A 22,010-nucleotide genomic window follows, 5' to 3' on the forward strand; every position below is an offset into this window, starting at 1 on the left:
TCCAGTTAGTCGAGGTCAACAGTCAAAGTCAAACCGACCTGACGCGGATCGCCGTAGCGTACGTATTGCTTCGCTACCCAATCGAGATCAGGCTCATTACCGAAGTAGAAACCGCGTACGCCGTATTCTTCGTCTGTTAGGTTACGGCCCCACAACGCGACACTCCAATGATCGGCTTCATAACCAACGCGGGCGTTGAAAAGGATGTAATCATCGCTTTTTGAGTCGTGCGAGTCGGAGTAGTAAAACTCCCCTTTGCCATTGGCATTGACGTTGGCGAACCAGCCGTGCTCAGTCAAGTATGTTGCGCCGAGGCTATAGGTGGTTTTCGGGGCATGAGCCAAATCACGGTTGCTTAAATCGATGGTTTCGTCGGCATCGACTTGGTATTCATAATCATCGTACTCAGCATCGAGTAATCCCAAGCTACCATAAAGCGTCAGGCCATCAGTGGCTTGCCAATTCACATCCCATTCCAAACCGTAGCTAGTGGAGCTGGTGGCATTGGTAGTAAACAACCAAAAATCACCCGAACCCGGCTCTTGCCGCGAGCCCTCAACCTGTTGGTCTTGGCGGTCCATGTAGAACACTGCCAAGTTACTGATCAGGCTGTTGTTCAATAGCAGGCTTTTGACACCAATTTCGTAGTTGTACAAGGTCTCTTTGTCGAACTCTTTCTCATCAGCTAAATCATCCGGCAGCGCCATGTTAAAACCACCAGCTTTATAGCCACGGGCAACTTTAGCGTAGCCCTGATGTTGTGGCGAAAAGTCTTTGTGCAAAGCAATATGACCACCCCACATGGTCTCAGACGGGTCAAAATCTTCGCCAGCAGAATCACTGTAATCAGCATCGCGATGTTCAATACGAGCACCAAGTGACAACTGATAGCCGTCACCCAAATCGCTGTCGAGCTGGGCAAAAGCAGCCAGATTAGTCGCTTCATATTCGGAATCAAACAACTCGCGCCATGCTGGGCCGCCGTTATATTGCTGATCAACCGTTAGGTCATTGGACTCGTCAAGGTTCATGGCATAAACACCCACCAGCCAATGACTGGTATCGGCAAAGATACGCCCTTGTTCAGTGGAAGTGAGGCGAATTTCTTGAGTCAAAGTTTCGCGATTACCGTCTTTGTCCCACCAGTAGTCATAAACACAGGGTTCAGTGCCGACGACATTCCAGTTTTCATCGTAAGCCGTGCACTTTTTGCTGGCCCAGTAATCAGGGTTCGCCCAGTCGCCATCATAGGCATGTCGGTGATCACTATCGGCATAACTCGTGATGCTAGTAACGTCAAACGCATCGGCATGACGGAAGGTCATTTTTAACGAAGCAGCTGTCGTGGTCTGGGAATCTTCACCAGGCTTGTCGGACAGGGTATCAAAGCCGTTATTGTCCAAGGTCCAAGCGTCATAACCATTGTCAAAGTCGGCATGGAGGACGGTTAGGTCAATGGTTGTATCCTGATCCGTCAACCAGCGCAGCTTCGCTCTAGCTGTGAGTTCGTCGCGCTCGTTGGTGTCGTCTTTTCCTAGATACTTGTTGTCGCGATAGCCATTTTGCTGCAGTTGCTGCAGTACGACACGATATTGCACTGAGCCGCTATCATTGATGGCGCCAGCACTATAGCCAGCAAACTCTTTCAAATCATCATCACCAACGGTGAGCTTACCACCGTGTTCGGCGACGTCAGTTGGATCTTTGGTTTTAACGTAAATCAAGCCAGCCAAAGCGTTGGCACCATATTTGGTACCCTGCGGTCCGCGCAGCACCTCAACCTGTTCGACATCGAACATGCTGGCGGTCATACCTAAGCCCGATAAATCAATGTCATCAACAATAAATCCAACAGATGAATTTGGCGCACCTTGATATTCGGCTTGCTCACCAACACCACGGATCTGGAAATAGCGCGGTCGCGATGTGCCGCCAGCCCAGTTGAGGTTGGCAATGCTATTGAGCACATCTTCAAAGTGATGGGAACCTTCATCTTCCAATTGAATGGAGTCAATCACGCTGATGCTACCGGGGAGTTGCTCGACAGCGCTGCCTCGAAAGTCAGAATGGACAACGATTCGCTCGGTGGGATCTTGAGAATCAGCGTGAGCAGCAGGCAACGAACAAGCTGCCGCAAGAGCTAGCACTAGGGTTTTCGTTTTGAATTGGTTATCGCAGTGTGTCATAGGATCTCATTATGGTTATCGAGATCCGGTAGGGAGCTGAGTTTTTACAGCCTGCAGTAAGAACGTGTGGCAACAAGTCGTTCGAGTCACAGCCATTCCTCCGCCGGTACCAACCGGATCAGGTTCAAAGGGTCCATCAGGTGATGTCTCAGTTGCGGTATTTCACCACAACGCCCCTTGGCTTTATTCAGTATACGCCCTTACGTAAGCGGAAGCGATTTTAGTCACTGATGTTAAAAAGAATTGGTCTTGCTTACCTAAATGGATAGCGAAGCCAGTCACCAGCAATTATCGCTGACGCTGCAAGCCCATCGGTGCCTAGCTTTTAGACTACCCGGTGGACTTGCAAAGAGAGCGGTTAAAGCAACGAATGCAAGCTTCTGCCGCAGGGAAGCGGCCGTAGAGCCTCCATGGAAGGATTTACGGCGTCTTGTTTTCGTTGCTTTGGCTGCTCCACAGCAAGCGAAGAATCTTAGTTGGAACTAACTAATTCACCCTGTTTGCCTTAATGGAGAGCCAAGCCAGTCATCAGCAATTATCGCTGACGCTGCAAGCCCTTCCATGGGGCGCTCGGCAGCCAGCATCCCTGCTGGCTGACGCACCGATACTCGCCGATGCCTAGCTGCCAAACAGTTCACAGGGCTTTTCAAGAGAGTTGCCAAGGCGGCGAACAAAACCCGGAAAGACCTAAGCAGGGTGGATTAGCTGATTCTGACGAAGACCTTCCGCAGCAAGGATGCTGCGGCAGAGTCTACATGGGACAACTTTCTAAAGTTGTCGCGTAGGCAGGAAGCCAGAGCAGGTCTTTGCAAAGGGCAGGAGCCCGTCAGCAAAGTATTCACGACGAGTCTGAGTTGGAATCGGCTAATTCGCCTTGTATGCCCAAATGGGTAGCGAAGCTTTGCAAAAACAAAATTTCAGCGTACACTTGTTCGCTCAATTAATGAGGAACTCCATCGTGTCCGATAACACTGCCTACTCAACTGCTGAAGAATGGCTTAATAGCCTGACTCACCTCATTGGCTTTGGGCTAAGCATTGCTGCGCTGGTGTTGATGGTCATGGTATCGGCCGAGCAACAAGATATCTGGCGTATTGTCGCCAGCAGCATCTATGGTGCCTCGTTAATCATCTTGTTTGCGGCATCCAGTTGCTACCATGCAGTCCCTTGGCCACGAATTAAAAAGCACCTCAAAGCATTCGATCATTGCGCCATTTATTTACTAATCGCCGGATCTTACACACCATTTATGCTCATTAGCATGCGAGGAGCGTTGGGTTGGTCCATTTTTGCTTCCGTGTGGGCCATGGCGATTATTGGCATCACCCTAAAACTCGGATGGCCAGATCGCTTCAAAGCGCTGCGGGTGATCAGTTACTTAGTCATGGGATGGCTTGTGGTGATAGCACTAAAGCCACTGTCCCAAGCTCTGGGCGAGCAAGGTATGTGGTGGTTAGCGGCGGGCGGCATTTGCTACAGCGTCGGCGTTGTATTCTATCTGCTGAAAAAGCTGCCGTTTACCCACGCTATCTGGCATGTCTTTGTTGTTGCCGGCGGATTATGTCACTTCTTTTCCGTCTGGTGGCATGTGCTGCCAATGCCCGAACTCAACGAACTAGCCGGGCTTTAGCGGCATTGACGATGGTTACTTCATCATCATGTAAATCAACTGGATGATGAGAGAAATGAACACCAGCGGCATAATCCACTTACTCATCGAACGGGCTTGTTCCATCGACTTTTCCTTGCTGGTGCGCTCAGTCAGCTTAATGACAATAAACAGACCAACAGCCAGTAACGCCAAAATAGTCAATAATGCCATCCTATTCCTCCAACCAAGGTACTTCAGGTAATTGCTTTAAGCTGTTGCTATAACGCGCTAAATCAAAACTGCCGTTATGCTCAACAATCGCGGTAAATTCCACGCTCAGTGCGCAGCAGATGAGCTCCAAGGCTTGCTCTCTGCTATGCCCTGTCATCATCAACCGCATCAGGGTTTCCTTGACGAGCAACGGCTCTCCATCTGCGATTTGATTCTCTGCGACTTCCAGTAAATCAGCGGCATTAAATTCAGTTGTCATGGTTTGCTAATTAGATTCGATTGGTACTGGCAGTTTGAGCAATTTAACTGCTGGATGCCAGTGTTATACCCAACCACCGATAGATTCATTGCACCATGAAAGATCAAAACAGTCGTCAATGCGATTCGGTGGTTTGCACCGAATGATCGCACCAAAGAAGTGCTTCGCCCTATTATTGCCTCACAAATACAACATTAAGCCGTACCAAAATGATCCTGCAACAACCTCGCAACATACTGATTCAGCTCGATTTAAACTAATATTTAACAAATGGGCATAGAGCCTGCATTGCTGGTTCCATAACAAAAAAGACCAGACCGAGAAGAAGTAATGACCGACGTTGCCAGCCCAAAAGCAGCGCATTTAGCGACTCCGGATCACCCTAAAGCTGGTTCGGTAGAGACCAAAGAAGCCATTGGCGTTTATGACCCAATGTCGGCTCAGATGGCTCGTCGTGTGTTGGTTATTGGTTCTGGGCCTGCCGGTGTTCGTTTCGCTCATGAAATGCTCAAACGCGAGCCCAATGCCGAATTGACACTGTTCGGTAACGAGCCTTATGCCCCTTACAACCGGGTGTTGCTATCAGCATTGCTGTCCGGCGATGCCAGTTATCACGACATTCAAACCAGCTTGCCCGATCAGGAAAAGCACGTTGGCTTTAGGCAACTGGTCGCAACCATCACTCACATCGATCCAGAGCAAAAAGTCGTTACCGACAACCAGGGCGTTCGCTACAACTATGATCAATTGGTCATCGCGACAGGCTCTCGCCCTCACATCCCCAACATTCCCGGTGTGCAGCAAGCTGGGGTGTACACCTTCCGCAATCTAAAAGATGCCGAAGCCTTGTCTGCGCGAGTTTCGCGCTGTCGCCACGTCGTCGTCGTTGGTGGCGGTTTGTTGGGGCTCGAAGCCGCTCGTGGCATGCTCAAGTTCAATACCAAGGTGACGCTGGTGCAGCAGGCTACGCGCCTGATGAACCGCCAGCTTGATGATACTGCCGCGCAGCAACTCAGACGAAAAGTTGAAGATCTCGGCATTAATGTGGTCACCGAGTCTGGTGTGCGAGTCATTCACGGCGAAGAAGGTCGCGTCGTCGGCGTCACCACTCGCACGGGCGAACAAATCGACTGTGACACCGTTCTACTCTGTACCGGCGTGTCACCAAACACTCGCCTAGCGATTCACGCTAATTTGAAGGTTGCCCGCGCCATTGTGGTGAATGACCAACTCCAAACCAGCAATCCCAATATCTACGCCATTGGCGAATGTAGCGAACATCAAGGCCAAGTTTATGGCCTCGTTAACCCAGGCTTTGAGCAAGCTGCAATTGCTGCTGATGTTATTAGCGGCGGCGCGTCAGCTTATCTTGGCTCACTAGAAGTCAGCCGTTTGAAGGTAGTCGGCGAACAAGTTTGCTCAATGGGCGAGGTGGCGGAATTGCCGTCTCGGCCGTTCTTGTCTGAGCTGGTATATCGCAACAAATCGCAAGGCATTTATCGCAAACTGGTGATCGACAAAGGCAAGCTCATTGGCGCCATTGGTATTGGAGAGTGGCCGGAATCACGCCGTATTCAAGAAGCATTTAAGCAACAACGCACAATTAGCAAGTGGCAACAGTTGTGGTTCCGACTTGGCGGCAAACTTTGGTCGGAGTCCGATACCGATGATGTCAAAGCTTGGCCAGCCGATGCCATGGTGTGCCAGTGCAACGGCATTACACAAGGCCAATTAGTCGAAGCGGTGGCCAATGGTGCCGATTCAATTGGTGCACTGCAGGCGACAACTTCTGCTGGCACCGTCTGTGGTTCATGTAAACCATTACTGAGTCAGCTGATCGGCAGCAATGAGCCTGCCGCCAAAGAAAAGGGCTGGCAAACCCTCATGGTGATGTCATTGATCGCCGTGTTGGTTGTATTCGCCATGTCATTGATGCCTGCTTTAACGGTTGCCGACTCGGTGCTTGAACGAGGCTGGTTTGAAGGGATCTGGAACGACAAATTCTGGAAGCAAGTGACCGGCTTTACCCTCCTTGGTTTGTCGGTTATTGGTCTGCTGATGTCACTGCGCAAGCGATTGGGCTGGACCAAAATGGGCGACTTTGCCTATTGGCGTTTACTGCATGGTGTGCTCGGTGCTGCCTGCGCCGGATTGCTGATAGCTCATACTGGCTTTCATCTCGGCGCCAACCTTAATCAGCTATTGATGCTCAATTTCCTAGCGGTGCTGGTATTTGGTGCCAGTGCCGGTGCAGTGGTGGCAATCAGTCATCAGTTCAATCCAATGAAAAGTGCAGCAATTCGTAAGTTCTGGACCTGGCTCCACACTCTAGTGACCTGGCCATTACCGATTCTGCTGAGCATTCACATTTTAACGGTGTATTACTTCTGATGAGCATGAAAAAGTTACTCTGGCCATTGTGGATTTTACTCACCCTGCTCATCGGTGGGTACTACAGCTATGTGCTGTTCGCCAGCGAGGACAAAGCGGCCTTGCTCATCGGAGAGGCGACCCATGGTCACTACCAGATCGAGTTGGAGTGCGACAGCTGCCATACCGATGCCTTTGGCGGCACCGAAGTATTACAAGACGCTTGTACCAGCTGTCACGCCGCGGAGCTGGAAGATGCTCATGACTCCCATCCGAAAAAGAAATTTACCGATCCGCGTGAAGCGTATCGTTTGGAAATCATTGACGCGCGCTATTGTGTCAGTTGCCACACCGAACACCAATCTGAGCAGACTCGCGCCATGGGGGTCACCTTGCCAGATGATTACTGTTGGCATTGCCACCAGGAAGTGGGTGAAGAACGAGAGAGTCACAAAGATCTAGCGTTCGATAGCTGTGCATCAGCCGGTTGTCATAACTTCCACGACAACCGCGCCCTGTTCGAAGACTTTTTGGTTAACAACGCCAATCAGCCGTGGCTATTAAAACAAGGTGAGCAATTGCCATCATTGGACATTCGCAATGCCGCCAAGCTCTACGCCAATAAAGAAGTGGCCATCGATCCGCAGCAAGATGCCAAACATATGGCCAATCACCCAACCGAAACAGAACACTGGCAAGACACCGCCCACGCTAATGCGGGTATTAGCTGCACCGGTTGTCATTCACCCAATGAGACGGCTCAGCAAGGCGATGATGATTGGATCAGCAAGCCCGGTATTGAAGTGTGCGCATCATGTCACCAAGCAGAATTTGATGGCTTTAGTGCCGGTAAACACGGCATGCGCTTGGCTGCTGGAGCGGCAACTGCAATCAGCCCAGCTGATGTCCAGTCTGACTTAGCCTTTGACCAAGACAATCTGCACTTGCAGCAAGGTTGTAACAGCTGTCACCAGCCACACCAATATGATACTGAATTCGCCGCCACCGACGCGTGTTTGACTTGTCACCAAGATGAGCACTCGCTGGCCTTTGAAGCCTCACCTCACGGTCAGCTTTGGCAGCAGGCTTCTGCCGGCGACATGCCGGTCGAGCAAGCGGTCAGCTGCGCCAGCTGTCACATGCCTCGCGTCGCCAAGAAAAAGCGCGGCGAGCAAGTGGTCAGCGTGCAGCACAACCAGAACTATTACCTACGACCTAACGAGAAAATGATTCGTCCGGTATGCATGCAATGTCACTCGCTTGAGTTTTCCATTGATGCCTTGGCGGACCCCGATTTAATCAGAACTAACTTCGCTGATAAACCTGGCATTCACATTAAATCCATCGACTGGGCGCTGAAACGAGCAGAAAGATAACAGCCATAAAACCAGTTAATTAAACGCTTATTCAACTTATTTGAACTACGTATATTAAAAGGGCAGAGAGATGATCAAAAAAGTAATCGCAACAGCAGCCGTTGCTGCAACCGCCGCTACCTTGATCGGCTGTGGCGAAGAGAAAGCCGCAGGTATTGATCCAAAGATCTACACCGATTCATTGTTTGCAGTGATGAAAGCTGACCGCACCAACTACACCAAGCTCATCATCAAGCGCTTGGGTCCAGCCGGTGCTGGCGCCATCAAACCAGACGAGCACTGGAAAGAATATGACAACGGTGCCTTGCTGCCAGCACAGATGTTCCGTGCCGGTGCCGAAGCAGTTGCGGAAATGACCGACGACTTCACTTATTCGTTGCAATCTATTTGGCCGATTAACGCCCAAAATGCTCCGAAATCACCAGTCGAAAAAGAAGGCCTAGAGTACATTGCCGCTAATCCTGGTGAGAACTTCTATGGCACCGAAACTCTGGGTGATGTCACCTACTTTACTGCGGTCTACCCAGACGTTGCAGTATCGGATGCTTGTACTTCATGTCACAACGATCACAAAGACTCGCCACGTACCGACTTTAAAGTTGGTGAAGTAATGGGCGGCGTTGTGATTCGTGTGCCGTTGTAAGCCACCAAACCCATCACGCAAACATGGAGGCAAGACTATGAATCATACCCATAGCCGCAGCCATCAGTTTGCTCTCAGTGCCACTGTGATCTCAGCAGTGGCGCTGATGGCAGCCTGCTCGGAACAACCTCCGGAGCCATCAGCCGGTGAATTGGTATACAAGGGAACCTGCAAGGTTTGTCATGCTCAAGGCATCAACGGCGCACCGATTGTAGGGAACAGCAAAATGTGGGGGCCGCGCATTGAGCAAGGCATTCCAACATTGGTAGAGCACGCCTCAAACGGCTACGGCTTAATGCCAGCCAAGGGCGGTAATACCGACTTAACCACCGAACAAATTACTGCAGCGGTGGAATACATGGTCTCTCAAGCCAAAAAGTAGAGCACCAAAGTAACAACAAGGAATTGATTATGTTTGGATTATTCAAGAAAAAAGAGAAAGCAGCACCTTCTCCTGAAGAAAAGGCAGCGTCGGTATTCGATAAATTGGGCGGTGCTCCAGCAATTGATGCGGCGGTCGATATTTTTTATCGTAAGGTATTAGCCGATGATCGAATCAGCCACTTTTTCGATACCATCGATATGGAAGCTCAGCACGTTAAACAAAAAGCCTTTCTGACCATGGCTTTTGGCGGCCCCAACAACTATAGCGGTAAAGACATGCGCGAAGCTCACAAGCACATGAACTTGACCGAAGAGCACTTCAATGCAGTTGCTGAAAACTTAGTTGGCACCTTGCAAGAGTTGGGCGTTAGTCAGGAAGACATTGATAGCGTGGTTACTATTGCCGTTAGTGTTAAAGATGATGTCCTCAACAAATAATTGGTTGGCAAAGCTCTTTGCTAAGAAGAGCGCCAACACCATTCGATTTGCCGATAGTGAAGTCGCATTGCAGGACGGCGAATCTGTGCTGGATGGCCTGCTCCGAGCCGGTCATTCAGTGCCTTACGGCTGCCGAGGTGGTAGCTGTCAAAGTTGTATGATGCAATGTACCGGCGGCACCGTTCCGTCCGCATCACAACAAGGTCTAACTGCCGCCCAGCAAGAGCTTGGATACTTTCTGGCATGTAGCTGTCACCCCAGTGAGTCGATGTCAGTGGCACTCAAGCCGGCAGCAGAAAAAATCATTGCGCCGGTGATCGACAAATCACAGCTAACAGCGAATGTCGTTCGATTGCGCATCAAAGCACAACTCGATTATCGCGCAGGCCAATTCATCAACCTCTTTCGCAATGGCGCAGTATCGCGCAGCTATTCCCTAGCCAGCGTTATTGGCGTTGACGATTACATTGAATTACACATCAAACGGGTCGAAGGCGGCAAGCTCAGCCCTTGGGCCTACGATGATCTGTGTGTTGGCGATGAAGTGGCCATTGAAGGGCCGAATGGCCAGTGTTTTTATACGCCAAGCGATGCTGACCAGCCGCTGCTACTAGCCGGTTTGGGCACAGGGCTAGCGCCCTTGTATGGCATCGTTCGTGATGCCCTAGTAAATCACCAGCACCAAGGGCAGATCCAGTTGGTCGTTGGCGGCAAGCACAGCGAGCAGCTGTATTTGTTCGACGAATTGAAAGCCCTGAGTGATAGCCACCCTAACCTAAACGTTTCTTTCGTCGCTCAGCAAAGTACCAATGCTGCAGTCACCGAAGCCGATATTTATCAGTACTGTAAAGAGTTGGTACCCGACGGCAAAGGCTACAAGGTGTTTCTCTGTGGCGCGGAGTCGTTCGTCAAAAAGATGAAAAAACAGTGCTTCTTGGCAGGAACTAACATGGCCGACATCGCCGCCGATGCCTTTGTTGCTAGCGGTAGCTAACTCCAAGCGCTAATCAGCGTTGCTATTATTCGATAGGGAGCTGCTCATCAGCTCCCCATTGTGCCCATGAACCATCATACAAAGACAAATTCTGATAGCCCACTTGCGCGGCTGCTAGCAGCACAATACAAGCGGTGATCCCAGAACCACAAGAAGCAATCATCGGCTGTTGTTTGCTGTTTAGTTGAGCATCGAAAGTCGCTTCCAATTCGGCCGCAGACTTCATCTGCCGCTCGCGTATTAGTTCGGCAAAATGAATATTCACTGAGCCGGGAATATGGCCGGAGCGTAATCCGGGCCGAGGTTCAGCCGCTGAGCCGTGATATCGCCCAGCAGAGCGGGCATCAACCACCATTGAATCACTGTCTGCCAGTTGCGCCAACACTGTTGCCGCATCGCAAACGAGCTGAGGCTGATACTTAGCTTGCAGCGTGCCTTGATTAGAGTCAGCCACATAATCGAGTACCGTCGCGCGGTTCTCTGCGAGCCACTTGGGTAAGCCTCCGTCAAGCACATAAACTCGCTCCACGCCCATTGCTCTGAGCAACCACCAGGCCCTAGGCGCACTGTAAATGCCTTGATTGTCATACACCACCACCGTTGAATCGGCGTGTAACCCGACTCGCTTGGCAAATGCATTGAACTGGGCTGGCGTAGGTAACGCATGAAGTTGAGAAGAGCTGAGATCGCACAACTCCTGTTCCACATCCAGCTTGAAACTATTTGGGATCAGCGGCTGCTGATCGTATGCAATGGCTTCAATGCCAATAACAGTGGCCATACTGGCATCGAACACCAGCAAATCGGTGTCGTCTAGATGTTCACTGAGCCATTCGGTAGTCACCAGTGATGACATGTTGGCCTCCTTGCTCACTTTGATGATTAGAGCCTGTTGATCTTTGCTGCAAAAACACACAGCAAAGATCAACAGGCTCTAGTTATTTGTTGCTTGGTGCACCACCCGCTGCGGGAATGGGATTTCAATTTTCGCCTGATTGATGGCGTCGAGTACCGCTTTGTTGATGGCGTATTTGCGCTCAAAAAAGTTCAGACTTGGTACCCAAACCCGATAGCCAATGACGATGGCACTATCATCGAAGCGGTCGATCCCTGCTGCTACTTTGACGTCTGGCAAATCATCGCAGGCGCTTTGAATGGCTCCGGTAACGGTGGCAATCGCCAGATCCATATCACTTTGATACGCGACACCGACTTCCGCTTCAATAACCCGACTCGCATCTGAGTTATGGACAATCTCACCGACGATATGTTTGTTGGGGATCATGATCGCTTCGCCATCTTCGTTTTCCAGCAAGGTATGAGCGAGCTTAATGTCTTTTACTACACCATAGACACCCTGAACTCGAATCGTATTACCAATGGCGAACAAGCGCGTGAGGATAATAGTGAGGCCGGCAGCATAGTTTGACAGTAAGCCTTGAAAGGCCAAGCCAGCGCCCAGCGAAGCCGCGCCAATTGCAGCGACAAACGGCGTAATAGCAATGCCGAGCTGATTGAGCACCATCACCAACACCATCACCACGACAATAATCTTCACCAGATTACTGAGGAAATTGGCGAGGGTGACATCAACATGATGACGCAGGCAGAGGTTGTTGACCCACTTGGCAATGGCTCCTGCGATCCACATACCAATGAGCAGTAAAACGATAGCGCCGAGTAGTTGGAAGCTGTAATTCACCAGAAAATCGACGATCAGATCGTAATATTTTTGTACTTCAGCAATATTCTCGTCCACGACATATCTCCATGATGCACAATTCGCTTGTTAAGTTAATCCAGACGTTGTTTGTATGACAGTACGTCAGGTCGAATTTACCGAAGTTTGGCCAACTCTCTAAACGCTTCTGTTTTAGCGTATCCCTATATTCCCGCTATCGATCTCAAGTTAAGTTAAGCCACACATAGAAAACATAAGCTCCAGCAAAGAGATAGACGATAGAAAAAAGGCCATTAATTCCCCACATAGCGAACCAAAATTTACCTTTAAAGTATGTTCTTTGACGCACCGCGGGCCAAAGTAAAGCGATAGAAGAAGGTATCAATACGATTGCTGCACATTTGAACATCCCCACCGCAAGCAGTATGACCAACCCTGCGGCAGCGCCTGCTGCATCTGATGTTTCTGGGCCAACATCAGACAAAACAAACCAGCAAATCGCTATTCCGCCCAGCGTAGAAAGAAAACCGAGCATCTGAATAGAGCGCATAGATGTCACCCATCAGCTTGCTTGCTATTAGCTAAGTCTTTTTGTAGTTCCTGAGCTAATTGTTTCAGCTTTGGCATGAAACTCATCATCAGCTGCTGCGAAATAGCGGCCGAATCTTGCATGATCAACGGCATCTTTTTCACCATACTTTGGCCAATTTCAGATTCATAGAATGTAATCAATCCTTGAATCTCATCTTCAGTAAAGCGATTCGCGTAGATCTCAATCATGGGCGCTTTTAACTTGTCCCAGTTCATCTCTTGTTTTAACAGCACAGCTAATTTACGCATGTATTCATCGAAAGCCGGTTGTTGTTCCGCAGTCAAGTTCAGTTGCTTCGACATGCCACTAAATATATTGGTCATTTGCGCATGCATGGCGTCCATCATTTTGGGCACTTCCGTCAGAGCCATCAGTCGCTCAACCGATTCGGCAGAGGCTTTCTCGCTTGCCTGTACCCCGAAAGAGAACAACATGGTGAATAACAAAATTATCGATTTTTTCATTTCCATTCCTTGAGAAGATAGATGCCACGGCAATCAATGAGGCAGTGGTAAACATGCTGAACTAACCAATATAGACGTATTACGCCTACGGGTTTGCGTGTCATATCATAAACATAAACACCAAAGAAGACCTGCATGTTTTGCCCAAAGCGACACCTAAAAGCGAAACACAACGCTGGCGTCAGACGCACTCTCGACAACAGGGTTTGGCGGTTCAATTGGGAATTTATGCCGACTACAATGGTCTATGGCTTAGGCTCAGTCGATTTTTAGTTTTGTGATAGGGATAAAACATTGGATTCAGTCACTCAAATTGCCCTTGGCGCCGCGGTAGGCGGACTGGTTGCTCACAAACAATTAGGCTGGCGGGCATACCTGATTGGCGCAGGACTCGGCACCCTGCCCGATTTAGACGTGCTGATCCAATATGACAATGCCGTTGATAATGTCACCCGCCATCGTGGTTTTAGCCACTCATTGTTTGTGCTGACCGCTATCACACCGATACTCGCCTGGCTTTGTCAGCGCTGGGCGACATGGCGCCAACATTCGCTCAGTTGGCCTCGGATTATGCTGCTTATCTGGCTAGGGCTTGTCACCCATCCATTGCTCGATTCGTTTACCAGTTATGGCACCCAGCTGTGGTGGCCGCTAGCGCCGCCGCCGACTTCTTGGTCCAGTATATTTATCATTGATCCGCTCTATACCTTGCCGCTGTTAATCGGTGCAATCGTCGCTATGTCGCAACACCAGCGACAAGCGCCTGAGCGCGGTTATCGTAGCAATGTTGTCGGCTTAGCCGTTGCCACAAGTTACTTAGCGCTCGGGCTTGGCTTGTCAACATACGTCGAGCGGCAAGCCGAGTTAGCGCTGCAAGAGCAGCAAATAGCAGGCGATGTTTTTGTCAGCCCCACGCCTTTTAATATCGCTTTGTGGCGCATCGTTGCGGTCGATAATGACTATTGGTATAGCGCCTATGTCAGCGTGTTTGATGCTGATAAATCCCTCGACTTGCAACGCCAGCAGGCTTTGAATCACAGCAAAGGCTCCGATATGGCAGACGTTCAGCGCCTGGCTTGGTTTACCGGCGGTTTTTATCAGATTTCGGCGATCAACAATCAAATGGTGGTAACCGACCTGCGTTTGGGAGTTGAGCCTGTGATGCCGTTTCAATTTGTTGTTGCCGAGCGCCAATCAGAGCAGCAAGAGTGGCAGCCGGTGCGTTCTGAACAACTGCCACAGAATCGCCCGCGTAAAGACCAGTTGCACTGGCTGTGGTTACGCTTAAACAGTAAAACGCATCTGTCACCGAGTGACTTTAACGAACTGCAGACGGCCGCTCAGTAAATCAGGGGCTGAGGCCCCCGAGATATGATTTCAAATCACCTAGATCAATGGAGCATCCAGTAGTGGTTGGGTTGTGCCTTGTTCTGTCATGATCACCGCCTGCTGAGCCAGACCGTAATCAAGCAAGTATTGACCAATGGTTGAAAAAGTAGCGGTAGCGACTTGATCACCGTGGTCACTGGTTTCGACATCTGCCATCAACCAAGAGCCCAGCATTAACTTAAACCGGCTAGCAGCAACAGCCTGAGGTTGAAAGTGAGCCTTTGCGTTGGCTTTTAGTTGTCCACGGTCCTCAGTTTGGTAAATCGCTGCATTCAACAGATCGAGTGTATGCTCAGTGCAGTTTTGGTATGTCAGGTCGAATGGATTGGCAATCACCGAATAACTTGGATTGTGCAGTTGTTGGTTAGCACCGCTAGCAATCAAATTCACCAATCGTTTTTGTAACGCAGGCTTGGGAATAATGATACCGGCTTCTAATGATTGCACGCCCCAAAAGAAATCAACCGGGTAGTCGATCACCAGCTTGCTGCGCTCGGGGCTATCAGCATACTGATAGAGATTGTGAATGGCATAGCCCGGTAGTTTTTCGCCACTGGCAGTTTCAATCATCGAGTACACGGCAATCGCCGTATGGGTAAACCGAATACCTTCCGGCAAATCCTCTGCGGGACGCCCAACCCGAGCAATGATAAATGCGTGAGCACCTTGGCCGGCAGCATATTGCTCCACCTGCTTAGCAAACGTGGCAATTTGCTGTGGCTCAAATTGCGCTTGGCGATTTTGTTCACTGCCAGCCCAAGCGGGTAGCCGGGCTGCAACAATCAAGGTACAAAAAACAGCAAGTAACCGTTTCATACCGTTACTCCTCTAACATCGTCATATTAGGTGCGGCATCGGCAGTGATGGTTTTATCGCTCACGGGTAATGGTTGTGGCTGCCCAGAGGCAAACCCTACCATTTCATTGCCTACGGTCTTGGATAGCTGGCCAACACCACCGACCATCAACATCGGCACCGCAACTGCGCCGCTGGCAACTTGACTACCGCCGACCGCACTGTGGCCAGCCGCGAGTACCGAGTGTTTACTTCCCTCACTCAAGTTTTGCCCTGAATCGTTCGCCGTTGCAGAGAAAGCAGCGATCATTAATGTTGTTGCGATGAGGGTATTTAGTGACTTCATGTCCAAGTTCCTTTGTTATCGTTTGGTCGAGAACTAATCTAGCCAAGGGGATTCACTAAATAAACCCACATGTGATATGTATAGAAATACACACCCAAAAGTATACAAATAATAAACTATGACACCTTCAAGTCAGATTGGTGAGATGACAACTGTGCTCAAGCAGCTGTTCAAGGAAAAAGGATTAACCTACCGCCAAATCGCAGCACGGCTCGATATGAGCGAGGCTAACGTTAAGCGAATTTTCGCTACCCAAAGCTTTACCCTCGAGCGTTTGGAATCTATGTGTCACTTGCTGAATTTATCGCTAGCCGATCTATTCGCACTCACCGATAAGAATCGCCAGCGAATCTCACAATTAACCGAACAACAAGAGTTAGAGTTGGTATCGGATACCAAGCTTTTTCTGGTGGCAGTCTGTGTTCGCGATCATTGGCGATTCGAGGAGATCACCGCGACCTATCAAATAGAAACGCTGGAGTGTGTTCGCTTGATGGCGAGGCTGGATCGGCTGAAAATGATTCAGCTATTACCCAACAATGATTACAAGTTGTTGGTGGCGCAAGATTTTAGATGGCGGGCAAATGGCCCCCTAGAGCAATTCATTAGCCGTGAAGTGATACATCAGTTTCTAGCCAGCAGGTTCAGCGAGCCCGAATGCTTTCGATTTTACTTTCGCGGCAGCTTTTCGTCTTCTTCGATTAACCTGCTGCAGCGCAAACTGCAGCAGTTAACGAAAGAAGCCGCCTGGCTCAAAGAAGAAGATGCCAAACTGCCATTGACGGAACGCCAGCCGATGGGGCTATTAATGGCAATGCGGCCTTGGGAGTTATCAAGCTTTAAACAGCTCCGGCGTCATTCCAAGCCTTCCGACTTATAAACGACACCGTCTTTCATCACAAAAGAGATGTTTTCGAGTATTTTGATTTGTTCCAGCGGATTGCCATCGACTGCCACCAGATCGGCCAGCTTACCTGCTTCCACCGAGCCTAATTGATCATCGATTCGAAGTAGCTTGGCAGCATTGAGTGTTGCGCTCTCAATCGCCGCCATGGCTGGCATGCCTGCTTCCACCATGTAGCTAAACTCGCGCGCATTTAGGCCATGGGGGAATACCCCGGCATCGGTGCCATAGGCAATCTTAATCTTGTTGCGATAGGCTTTGGCAAAAGTTTGTTGTATTTGCGGGCCGACGGCCGCCGCTTTCGGTTGCACAATTGCCGGATAGTAACCGTCAATCGCGGCTTTATCTGCCACCCATTTACCAGCTGTGATAGTAGGCACATACCAAGTACCATGCTTGCGCATTAGCTTCATGGCTTCTTTGTCCATATAAGTACCGTGCTCAACGGAATCGACCCCAGCCCGAATCGCTCGCTTCATGCCTTCGGCACCGTGAGCATGCACCGCAACAACAAAGTTATAGTCTTTCGCTGCCGCCATAATGGCTTCCAACTCAGCATCGGTAAACTGTGGATTTTCACCACTTTTTGCCAAACTCAGCACGCCGCCGGTGACGGTCAACTTAATCACATCCACGCCGTTTTTATAATGCTGACGAATGGCTTTGTAGGCGTCATCAGGCCCGTTGATCACCCCCTGCTTGGGTCCGGGATCACCCTGCAACGCGAAGTTGCGACCATTAGTTGGATCGGCATGACCACCGGTGGTCGCAATACTTTTCCCCGCGGTGTAAACCCGAGGCCCAACAACCCAACCTTTATTGATGGCATCGCGCAGGCTGGTAGTGAGGCCCGGCGAAAAATCGCCTAAATCACGCACCGTGGTAAAGCCTGCCATCAAGGTATCTTTGGCATAGCCGACTGAGCGATAGGCGTAGTCAGGCGGATTCATGACAAATTGTTCACGGTAGAAGGAAGGACTGATAATGCCCGACAAGTGGGTATGCATGTCCATCAGGCCTGGCAATACCGTTTTGTTTTTTAAATCGAGTAGTTGTTCATCGTCGGTCGGGCTCAGATAACCGCGCTCAACAGCGCTGATGCGATTGCCCTCAATACGAATCGACACCTCTTGCTGAGGTCGGTCACCGGTGCCATCAATGAGCGTTCCAGCATGAATCAGATAGTTGTCTGCCAACGCTACGTTCGTCAGTAGTGCCAACACCATTGCAAGCCTATGCATAACTGCGTTCCGTCTGTCAGAAAGTCCTCTGTCAGACTAGCGTTAAACATCGATGATGGACAAGCTTAGTGATGATGACGGCTACTGTTCTGCGCAGTAACTCGCTAAATCATTGTTTCGTAGAGTTGTTGGCGGCTATCACCAAGACAGCGATTGACTTCAATAGAAACGTGAACCAAAGCCGGATGTTTCGGCAAGCGGTCTTTGTAAACCTGCGGCGGGAGAGGATCATGAACGACAATGGCGAGTACCAGTGCATAGCGATTGGGGCCAATCAACCACAAGTGGAGATCTGCCACTCGAGCATCATCCACTTCTTCGATGCCTTGGCGAATTTGCTCTCGCAACAATTTATCGCCTTGGCAATCGAGTAATACCGAGCTAGTGGCGCGAATCAAACCAATCGACCACCAAGCTACTAACAGGGCACCGATAATGCCCATCACTGGATCCATCCAAATCAAGCCGAACCATTTGGCGGCAAACAGCGCGACGATTGCCAAAATAGAGGTCAGCGCATCGGCCATCACGTGGAGATATGCTGATTTTAGATTGTGGTCGTGCTTGTGGCTGTGATCGTCATGATGGTGATCGTGATGATCATGGCCGTGATGGTGGTGGTCATGACCATCTTTACCCAAGATCCACACACACAACCCGTTGACCAGTAAGCCCACCACCGCCACAACGATCGCCTCGTTAAAGTGGATCTCAGTCGGGTTAATAATCCGGTCGACACTTTCCCAAGCCATCATGAGGGCAAAAATAGCCAGTAAAATAGCGCTAGCAAAACCACCCAGAGCATTGACTTTGCCGGTGCCAAAAGAGAAGCGGGTATCGGAGGCGTGACGCCGAGCATAAATATAGGCAAATGCGGTAATAGAAAGCGCAGCAGCATGGGAGCCCATGTGCAGACCATCAGCAAGCAAGGCCATGGAGCCGAACAAAATGCCAGTGGAAATTTCGACCACCATCATCACGGCAGTAATGGCAATGACGATCAAAGTCCTTGTTTCACCCGTCCGCTTCTTCTGTTGGTCGAAGCTATGGTCATGAAGCCAAGGGCTCAGATCTTCTGTATGCATGGGCTGACTATCCACTCGGTGACACAAAAACCGAAAACGTGCCACAAAAATATAACTATTGATAAGGGGATATTAATCCAGGATCAGTATGTGACCAAGATCTAATTTACTTGGAAATGAAACGATTTGATTTTTCTTCTGCCGCCAACACCGCTTTTGCGGCGGAATAACTGGAGACACAATAAGGGACCAAGTAAGTCAGCAGCACCTGCCATAACTGGCCTAAGTAGACATGACCACTCAAAATTGACGGCCCATGATTAATCACAACCAGCAACGAACCAACAACTAACGACACTTTCACCGCTGTAGACACAATCGAGGGCCGCATGGCCGTCACCACAAGTTTGACCATTTTCATGCTCCACGAACCCAATCAGACTCGGGCTATTAAAGCACGAAATAGCGGCACGAAGTGAATAACACCGCCAACCTCAAAGTTGGCGATGTTGGTTGCGACTACTTTAACTCACCGAAACGTTGTTGATACAAGGTTTCATTGACAGCGCGAGCAGCATCAACCAGAGGCTTGTAAGGCGTATCGGTGACACTGACAAATCCAACGTTGTAGTTTTCGCCATCATAAGCTCTGCCACTAACTGGTGAGTCGGTGTACTGGAACCAATGGGCGCCAACGAAGTAAGGATTGTCAATTACGGTGTTCATGTAATCGGCGAACATTTGGCCGCGATCATGTTGTGACCAGGCGTGAACCAGCCCAGGATTAAACACCCCTGCATCCATTCCACCCATATGAAACTCACCAATAATGCTCGGCATATCGAGCTCATCAAGGAAGGTCCAGTGATCCGGGTGGAGCACTTCTTTGTAGTAGTTGTAGCTCATCACATCAACGTGCTTAGCGGCTGCACGACGGATTTCAGGTGTCATTCCCCAATCAGCAAACCGAACACCCATGTACATGTGATTCGGCATATAATCGGCCAATGTATCAGCCACCACAGCGAAGTAAGCACTTGCATAGTGTTCAAGCATCAGGCTGAAGTCCTGTTCCTGAGCAGCATTAAACTCGGTCAATTCAACACCATTCGCAAAATCATCCCAAGATGCTAGGTTGATTTGCCAGCTGCCATTGAGCTGTGAAATGGCGCCATATTTATTCTTCATCAATTTGACGAATTCGGCTTTGGTCGGACTCTCATCAGCGGCACGCGACAGGGTGTTAATCACGATGCCGAACTGGCTGTCGACCGATCCCATCGCGCCCCAACTCTTTTCATTGTCGATAAAAACACCTACACACCAAGGATTGTTTTGCACTTCAGCCGCAACGACTTCGATGGTCGCCTTCGCTCGCTCAGCAAACAATGGGTCAAACGGGTCAGGCAGCGGGCTCCAATAGTCATTGCCACTGCTCACTGTTTTGAAATCACCAATAATCCAACCATTGGCAAAGTAAGGGATCTTGTTGAGTTGATAGAAACTTGGATCTATCCAGTTACCAAATGAGGTAAAACCCCAATCGAGCATGCGATTGACGGTGACTTCGCGCCAATCATCCATAAATGACTCAGGACTGGTTTCACCGTATTTACGTTCCAAGTTCGCCCGATAGAAGCTATAGGTTTCGCCTTTTTCCACCGCCCCAGAGTGCACCGAGCGACGATAGCCAAAATGATCGCCAAGCGGGTCATCGTAGCTTGGCAGCGATTCAAACATTTGGCTTCTGATGGCCGAACTCTCATAACGCGTATGACGAATGGCTGGCGGCACCGGGTTAAGGCCGAGTGAATCCTCCGGTGTAACCCCTTGAGCGTCTTCGATGCTGCTTCGATCAAAGTCATAACCGGTAATGGTGGAGGTATTGGCCAGTCGCACATTGGCAATGCCTGTGGAGAAGAATAAATGGCCGTCTGGATCAACCAGCGCCCACTTATCGCCGACCTTTTCGGTACGGAAGTAGCCTGTCGCTTTTAGCTTAGGGCCCGCAGCCCAGCCGCCAAAACGAGAACGACCTTCAAGCGGCGTGGTCCGTAAAGCAGCACGCTCCGCTTGGGCTAACTCGACTAACTGGGCATCGCTATGGATCTTGCCATCAAATTCGCGCTTAGCGTTCTGGCCATAACGGTCGATGATGCCAACCAGATAGTCAGGATCTGCTTGTGGAGTCAGAAGCACTTCAATATCGTCAATCAACAACTGGCGATCACCCGGAATCCCTTGCACCCAAAATCGAACTTCAGTGATTTGTGACAAATCGAGTTGCTTCTGGCCCCAACGCCAGATAAACGCGACGTCGTCACTGGGCCAACTTGGCGGATTAGAGCGAATGCCCGATTCAGTAGCCAAGTCTTGACCTTGCAACTCGATGTAATAGCGACCATCTGATTGCGCTGGAATAGCAATGCTGCGGGTATGAACGCCACCATTGGCATCGCGCACTTGGCCAAAGATATGAACACTACGCGATTGCGGATTGGCAATATGCATGTACAGTGCGCGATTAGCTTCGCCAGACCAGTCTTGTGGTTGTTTCGGTAACCAGCTAAACCCAGCTTCTTTATGCATGGCCGATTGCAGGGTGATCGCTAGCTGGCGATTGTTTGTTTGCTGTTGATCGGTTGTCAGCTCGGCATCAGCATAATTCAATTGCCAGTTTGAACTCAGATCAGAAGCATTAAAATCATCAACAGTAACCACCAAATTGCTCACTTCAACGTCGGCATTGTTGGTCGGTTGGAAGGACTTAGGTTCCGGCGCACAGCCACTTAGTAGCAGTGCTGCAATGACACTTGATGATACTGCCGTTCGGCAGTACAGGTTGCTCAGTCGGCCTATCTGGGGTAAATCCATATGTCAGTACTCTCCACACAAATTGATTACTGTTAACAATCAAACAAAAACAACATAGTGTCGAAATAACTGAACCAATCAAGTCAATCGAGCCATTTGGGCCGATTGGTCATGCCATTTTTTGATATAGCCAACACTTTTTAACCGAGCAAGAATTAATCAGGCGAGGAATTATCATGGCTTGAAGTTATGCCGCCAATCGATTGCGACTTGATCCACAACAAGCA

General features: G+C 49.9%; 22 protein-coding genes and 1 riboswitch. Of the genes, 9 read left to right on the top strand and 13 right to left on the bottom strand.

Going from position 1 to position 22,010, the window contains the following annotated elements; all coding sequences use genetic code 11:
* Positions 1-5: 5 nt before the first annotated feature.
* Positions 6-2,186, bottom strand: a complete 2,181-nt coding sequence (locus tag CBE68_RS00120; RefSeq protein ID WP_087504037.1) for a TonB-dependent receptor — start codon at positions 2,184-2,186, stop codon at positions 6-8.
* A 78-nt stretch (positions 2,187-2,264) separates the two neighbouring features.
* Positions 2,265-2,374, bottom strand: a riboswitch (TPP riboswitch).
* 770 nt (positions 2,375-3,144) lie between these two features.
* Between CBE68_RS00120 and trhA the strand changes: the two genes are divergently transcribed.
* Positions 3,145-3,816, top strand: coding sequence for a PAQR family membrane homeostasis protein TrhA (gene trhA, locus CBE68_RS00130; RefSeq protein WP_229744585.1), 672 nt, complete (start codon positions 3,145-3,147; stop codon positions 3,814-3,816).
* 15 nt (positions 3,817-3,831) lie between these two features.
* On the opposite strand, the gene CBE68_RS18830 is transcribed toward trhA, so the two are convergent.
* Together CBE68_RS18830 and CBE68_RS00135 are read right to left on the bottom strand one after the other, a co-directional pair.
* A complete protein-coding gene (locus CBE68_RS18830; RefSeq protein WP_188708023.1) occupies positions 3,832-4,008 on the bottom strand; it encodes a hypothetical protein in 177 nt (58 codons plus the stop codon).
* Between the two features lies 1 nt (position 4,009).
* On the bottom strand, positions 4,010-4,267 hold the full coding sequence (locus CBE68_RS00135) for a hypothetical protein (protein WP_087504039.1): 258 nt from the start codon (positions 4,265-4,267) through the stop codon (positions 4,010-4,012).
* A gap of 330 nt (positions 4,268-4,597) precedes the next feature.
* Between CBE68_RS00135 and CBE68_RS00140 the strand changes: the two genes are divergently transcribed.
* From CBE68_RS00140 to CBE68_RS00165, 6 genes are all read left to right on the top strand, one after another.
* The gene (locus tag CBE68_RS00140) at positions 4,598-6,658 is read left to right on the top strand and encodes an FAD-dependent oxidoreductase (protein WP_087504040.1); all 2,061 of its coding nucleotides are present in this window, start codon (positions 4,598-4,600) and stop codon (positions 6,656-6,658) included.
* Positions 6,658-8,013, top strand: a complete 1,356-nt coding sequence (locus CBE68_RS00145; RefSeq protein WP_229744586.1) for a cytochrome c3 family protein — start codon at positions 6,658-6,660, stop codon at positions 8,011-8,013. The genes CBE68_RS00140 and CBE68_RS00145 overlap by 1 nt, the downstream gene beginning before the upstream one ends.
* Positions 8,014-8,083: 70 nt before the next feature.
* The gene (locus tag CBE68_RS00150) at positions 8,084-8,656 is read left to right on the top strand and encodes a Tll0287-like domain-containing protein (protein ID WP_087504041.1); all 573 of its coding nucleotides are present in this window, start codon (positions 8,084-8,086) and stop codon (positions 8,654-8,656) included.
* 37 nt (positions 8,657-8,693) lie between these two features.
* Entirely contained in the window at positions 8,694-9,038 is a 345-nt protein-coding gene (locus CBE68_RS00155) for a c-type cytochrome (protein ID WP_087504368.1), read from the top strand.
* A gap of 29 nt (positions 9,039-9,067) precedes the next feature.
* Positions 9,068-9,478 carry a group I truncated hemoglobin gene (locus tag CBE68_RS00160; RefSeq protein ID WP_087504042.1) on the top strand — a complete coding sequence of 137 codons (411 nt, stop codon included), beginning with the start codon at positions 9,068-9,070 and terminating at the stop codon, positions 9,476-9,478.
* The gene (locus tag CBE68_RS00165) at positions 9,459-10,472 is read left to right on the top strand and encodes a 2Fe-2S iron-sulfur cluster-binding protein (protein WP_087504043.1); all 1,014 of its coding nucleotides are present in this window, start codon (positions 9,459-9,461) and stop codon (positions 10,470-10,472) included. The genes CBE68_RS00160 and CBE68_RS00165 overlap by 20 nt, the downstream gene beginning before the upstream one ends.
* A 25-nt stretch (positions 10,473-10,497) precedes the next feature.
* Here CBE68_RS00165 and sseA read toward each other — a convergent pair whose 3' ends face one another.
* The 4 genes from sseA to CBE68_RS00185 all read right to left on the bottom strand — a co-directional run bounded on the left by sseA (position 10,498) and on the right by CBE68_RS00185 (position 13,209).
* Positions 10,498-11,328, bottom strand: coding sequence for a 3-mercaptopyruvate sulfurtransferase (sseA, locus tag CBE68_RS00170; protein ID WP_087504369.1), 831 nt, complete (start codon positions 11,326-11,328; stop codon positions 10,498-10,500).
* 78 nt (positions 11,329-11,406) lie between these two features.
* Complete coding sequence (locus CBE68_RS00175) at positions 11,407-12,231, bottom strand: mechanosensitive ion channel family protein (protein ID WP_087504044.1); 825 nt, start codon at positions 12,229-12,231, stop codon at positions 11,407-11,409.
* A gap of 145 nt (positions 12,232-12,376) precedes the next feature.
* Positions 12,377-12,703: a hypothetical protein gene (locus CBE68_RS00180; RefSeq protein ID WP_087504045.1), complete on the bottom strand. Its 327-nt coding sequence runs from the start codon at positions 12,701-12,703 to the stop codon at positions 12,377-12,379.
* 5 nt (positions 12,704-12,708) lie between these two features.
* Complete coding sequence (locus CBE68_RS00185) at positions 12,709-13,209, bottom strand: DUF2059 domain-containing protein (protein WP_158100453.1); 501 nt, start codon at positions 13,207-13,209, stop codon at positions 12,709-12,711.
* Positions 13,210-13,503: 294 nt separating this feature from the next.
* Here CBE68_RS00185 and CBE68_RS00190 point away from each other — a divergent pair, with 294 nt between their 5' ends.
* Positions 13,504-14,556: a metal-dependent hydrolase gene (locus tag CBE68_RS00190; RefSeq protein ID WP_087504047.1), complete on the top strand. Its 1,053-nt coding sequence runs from the start codon at positions 13,504-13,506 to the stop codon at positions 14,554-14,556.
* A 39-nt stretch (positions 14,557-14,595) separates the two neighbouring features.
* Here CBE68_RS00190 and CBE68_RS00195 read toward each other — a convergent pair whose 3' ends face one another.
* Positions 14,596-15,414: a DUF2145 domain-containing protein gene (locus CBE68_RS00195; RefSeq protein WP_087504048.1), complete on the bottom strand. Its 819-nt coding sequence runs from the start codon at positions 15,412-15,414 to the stop codon at positions 14,596-14,598.
* 4 nt (positions 15,415-15,418) lie between these two features.
* Entirely contained in the window at positions 15,419-15,739 is a 321-nt protein-coding gene (locus CBE68_RS00200) for a hypothetical protein (protein WP_087504049.1), read from the bottom strand.
* A 145-nt stretch (positions 15,740-15,884) separates the two neighbouring features.
* Between CBE68_RS00200 and CBE68_RS00205 the strand changes: the two genes are divergently transcribed.
* Complete coding sequence (locus tag CBE68_RS00205) at positions 15,885-16,619, top strand: helix-turn-helix domain-containing protein (protein ID WP_233143568.1); 735 nt, start codon at positions 15,885-15,887, stop codon at positions 16,617-16,619.
* Here the strand turns inward: CBE68_RS00205 and CBE68_RS00210 are convergent.
* From CBE68_RS00210 to CBE68_RS00225, 4 genes are all read right to left on the bottom strand, one after another.
* Positions 16,595-17,884, bottom strand: coding sequence for a metal-dependent hydrolase family protein (locus tag CBE68_RS00210; protein ID WP_087504051.1), 1,290 nt, complete (start codon positions 17,882-17,884; stop codon positions 16,595-16,597). The genes CBE68_RS00205 and CBE68_RS00210 overlap by 25 nt on opposite strands.
* Before the next feature lie 104 nt (positions 17,885-17,988).
* Positions 17,989-18,969 carry a CDF family Co(II)/Ni(II) efflux transporter DmeF gene (gene dmeF / locus CBE68_RS00215; RefSeq protein ID WP_087504052.1) on the bottom strand — a complete coding sequence of 327 codons (981 nt, stop codon included), beginning with the start codon at positions 18,967-18,969 and terminating at the stop codon, positions 17,989-17,991.
* 106 nt (positions 18,970-19,075) lie between these two features.
* The gene (gene nrtS / locus CBE68_RS00220; RefSeq protein ID WP_087504370.1) at positions 19,076-19,324 is read right to left on the bottom strand and encodes a nitrate/nitrite transporter NrtS; all 249 of its coding nucleotides are present in this window, start codon (positions 19,322-19,324) and stop codon (positions 19,076-19,078) included.
* 104 nt (positions 19,325-19,428) lie between these two features.
* Positions 19,429-21,783: a beta-galactosidase gene (locus tag CBE68_RS00225; protein ID WP_087504053.1), complete on the bottom strand. Its 2,355-nt coding sequence runs from the start codon at positions 21,781-21,783 to the stop codon at positions 19,429-19,431.
* Between the last annotated feature and the right edge of the window lie 227 nt (positions 21,784-22,010).

This window comes from Neiella marina, from assembly GCF_002165625.1.
Lineage (GTDB): Bacteria > Pseudomonadota > Gammaproteobacteria > Enterobacterales > Neiellaceae > Neiella > Neiella marina.

Bases quoted from the DNA above. Each gene is read 5' to 3' on its own strand.
- CBE68_RS00120 (WP_087504037.1), bottom strand. From the start codon at position 2,186: ATGACACACTGCGATAACCAATTCAAAACGAAAACCCTAGTGCTAGCT.
- CBE68_RS18830 (WP_188708023.1), bottom strand. From the start codon at position 4,008: ATGGCATTATTGACTATTTTGGCGTTACTGGCTGTTGGTCTGTTTATT.
- CBE68_RS00135 (WP_087504039.1), bottom strand. From the start codon at position 4,267: ATGACAACTGAATTTAATGCCGCTGATTTACTGGAAGTCGCAGAGAAT.
- CBE68_RS00140 (WP_087504040.1), top strand. From the start codon at position 4,598: ATGACCGACGTTGCCAGCCCAAAAGCAGCGCATTTAGCGACTCCGGAT.
- CBE68_RS00145 (WP_229744586.1), top strand. From the start codon at position 6,658: ATGAGCATGAAAAAGTTACTCTGGCCATTGTGGATTTTACTCACCCTG.
- CBE68_RS00150 (WP_087504041.1), top strand. From the start codon at position 8,084: ATGATCAAAAAAGTAATCGCAACAGCAGCCGTTGCTGCAACCGCCGCT.
- CBE68_RS00155 (WP_087504368.1), top strand. From the start codon at position 8,694: ATGAATCATACCCATAGCCGCAGCCATCAGTTTGCTCTCAGTGCCACT.
- CBE68_RS00160 (WP_087504042.1), top strand. From the start codon at position 9,068: ATGTTTGGATTATTCAAGAAAAAAGAGAAAGCAGCACCTTCTCCTGAA.
- CBE68_RS00165 (WP_087504043.1), top strand. From the start codon at position 9,459: ATGATGTCCTCAACAAATAATTGGTTGGCAAAGCTCTTTGCTAAGAAG.
- sseA (WP_087504369.1), bottom strand. From the start codon at position 11,328: ATGTCATCACTGGTGACTACCGAATGGCTCAGTGAACATCTAGACGAC.
- CBE68_RS00180 (WP_087504045.1), bottom strand. From the start codon at position 12,703: ATGCGCTCTATTCAGATGCTCGGTTTTCTTTCTACGCTGGGCGGAATA.
- CBE68_RS00185 (WP_158100453.1), bottom strand. From the start codon at position 13,209: ATGAAAAAATCGATAATTTTGTTATTCACCATGTTGTTCTCTTTCGGG.
- CBE68_RS00195 (WP_087504048.1), bottom strand. From the start codon at position 15,414: ATGAAACGGTTACTTGCTGTTTTTTGTACCTTGATTGTTGCAGCCCGG.
- CBE68_RS00200 (WP_087504049.1), bottom strand. From the start codon at position 15,739: ATGAAGTCACTAAATACCCTCATCGCAACAACATTAATGATCGCTGCT.
- CBE68_RS00205 (WP_233143568.1), top strand. From the start codon at position 15,885: ATGACAACTGTGCTCAAGCAGCTGTTCAAGGAAAAAGGATTAACCTAC.
- CBE68_RS00210 (WP_087504051.1), bottom strand. From the start codon at position 17,884: ATGCATAGGCTTGCAATGGTGTTGGCACTACTGACGAACGTAGCGTTG.
- dmeF (WP_087504052.1), bottom strand. From the start codon at position 18,969: ATGCATACAGAAGATCTGAGCCCTTGGCTTCATGACCATAGCTTCGAC.
- nrtS (WP_087504370.1), bottom strand. From the start codon at position 19,324: ATGGTCAAACTTGTGGTGACGGCCATGCGGCCCTCGATTGTGTCTACA.
- CBE68_RS00225 (WP_087504053.1), bottom strand. From the start codon at position 21,783: ATGGATTTACCCCAGATAGGCCGACTGAGCAACCTGTACTGCCGAACG.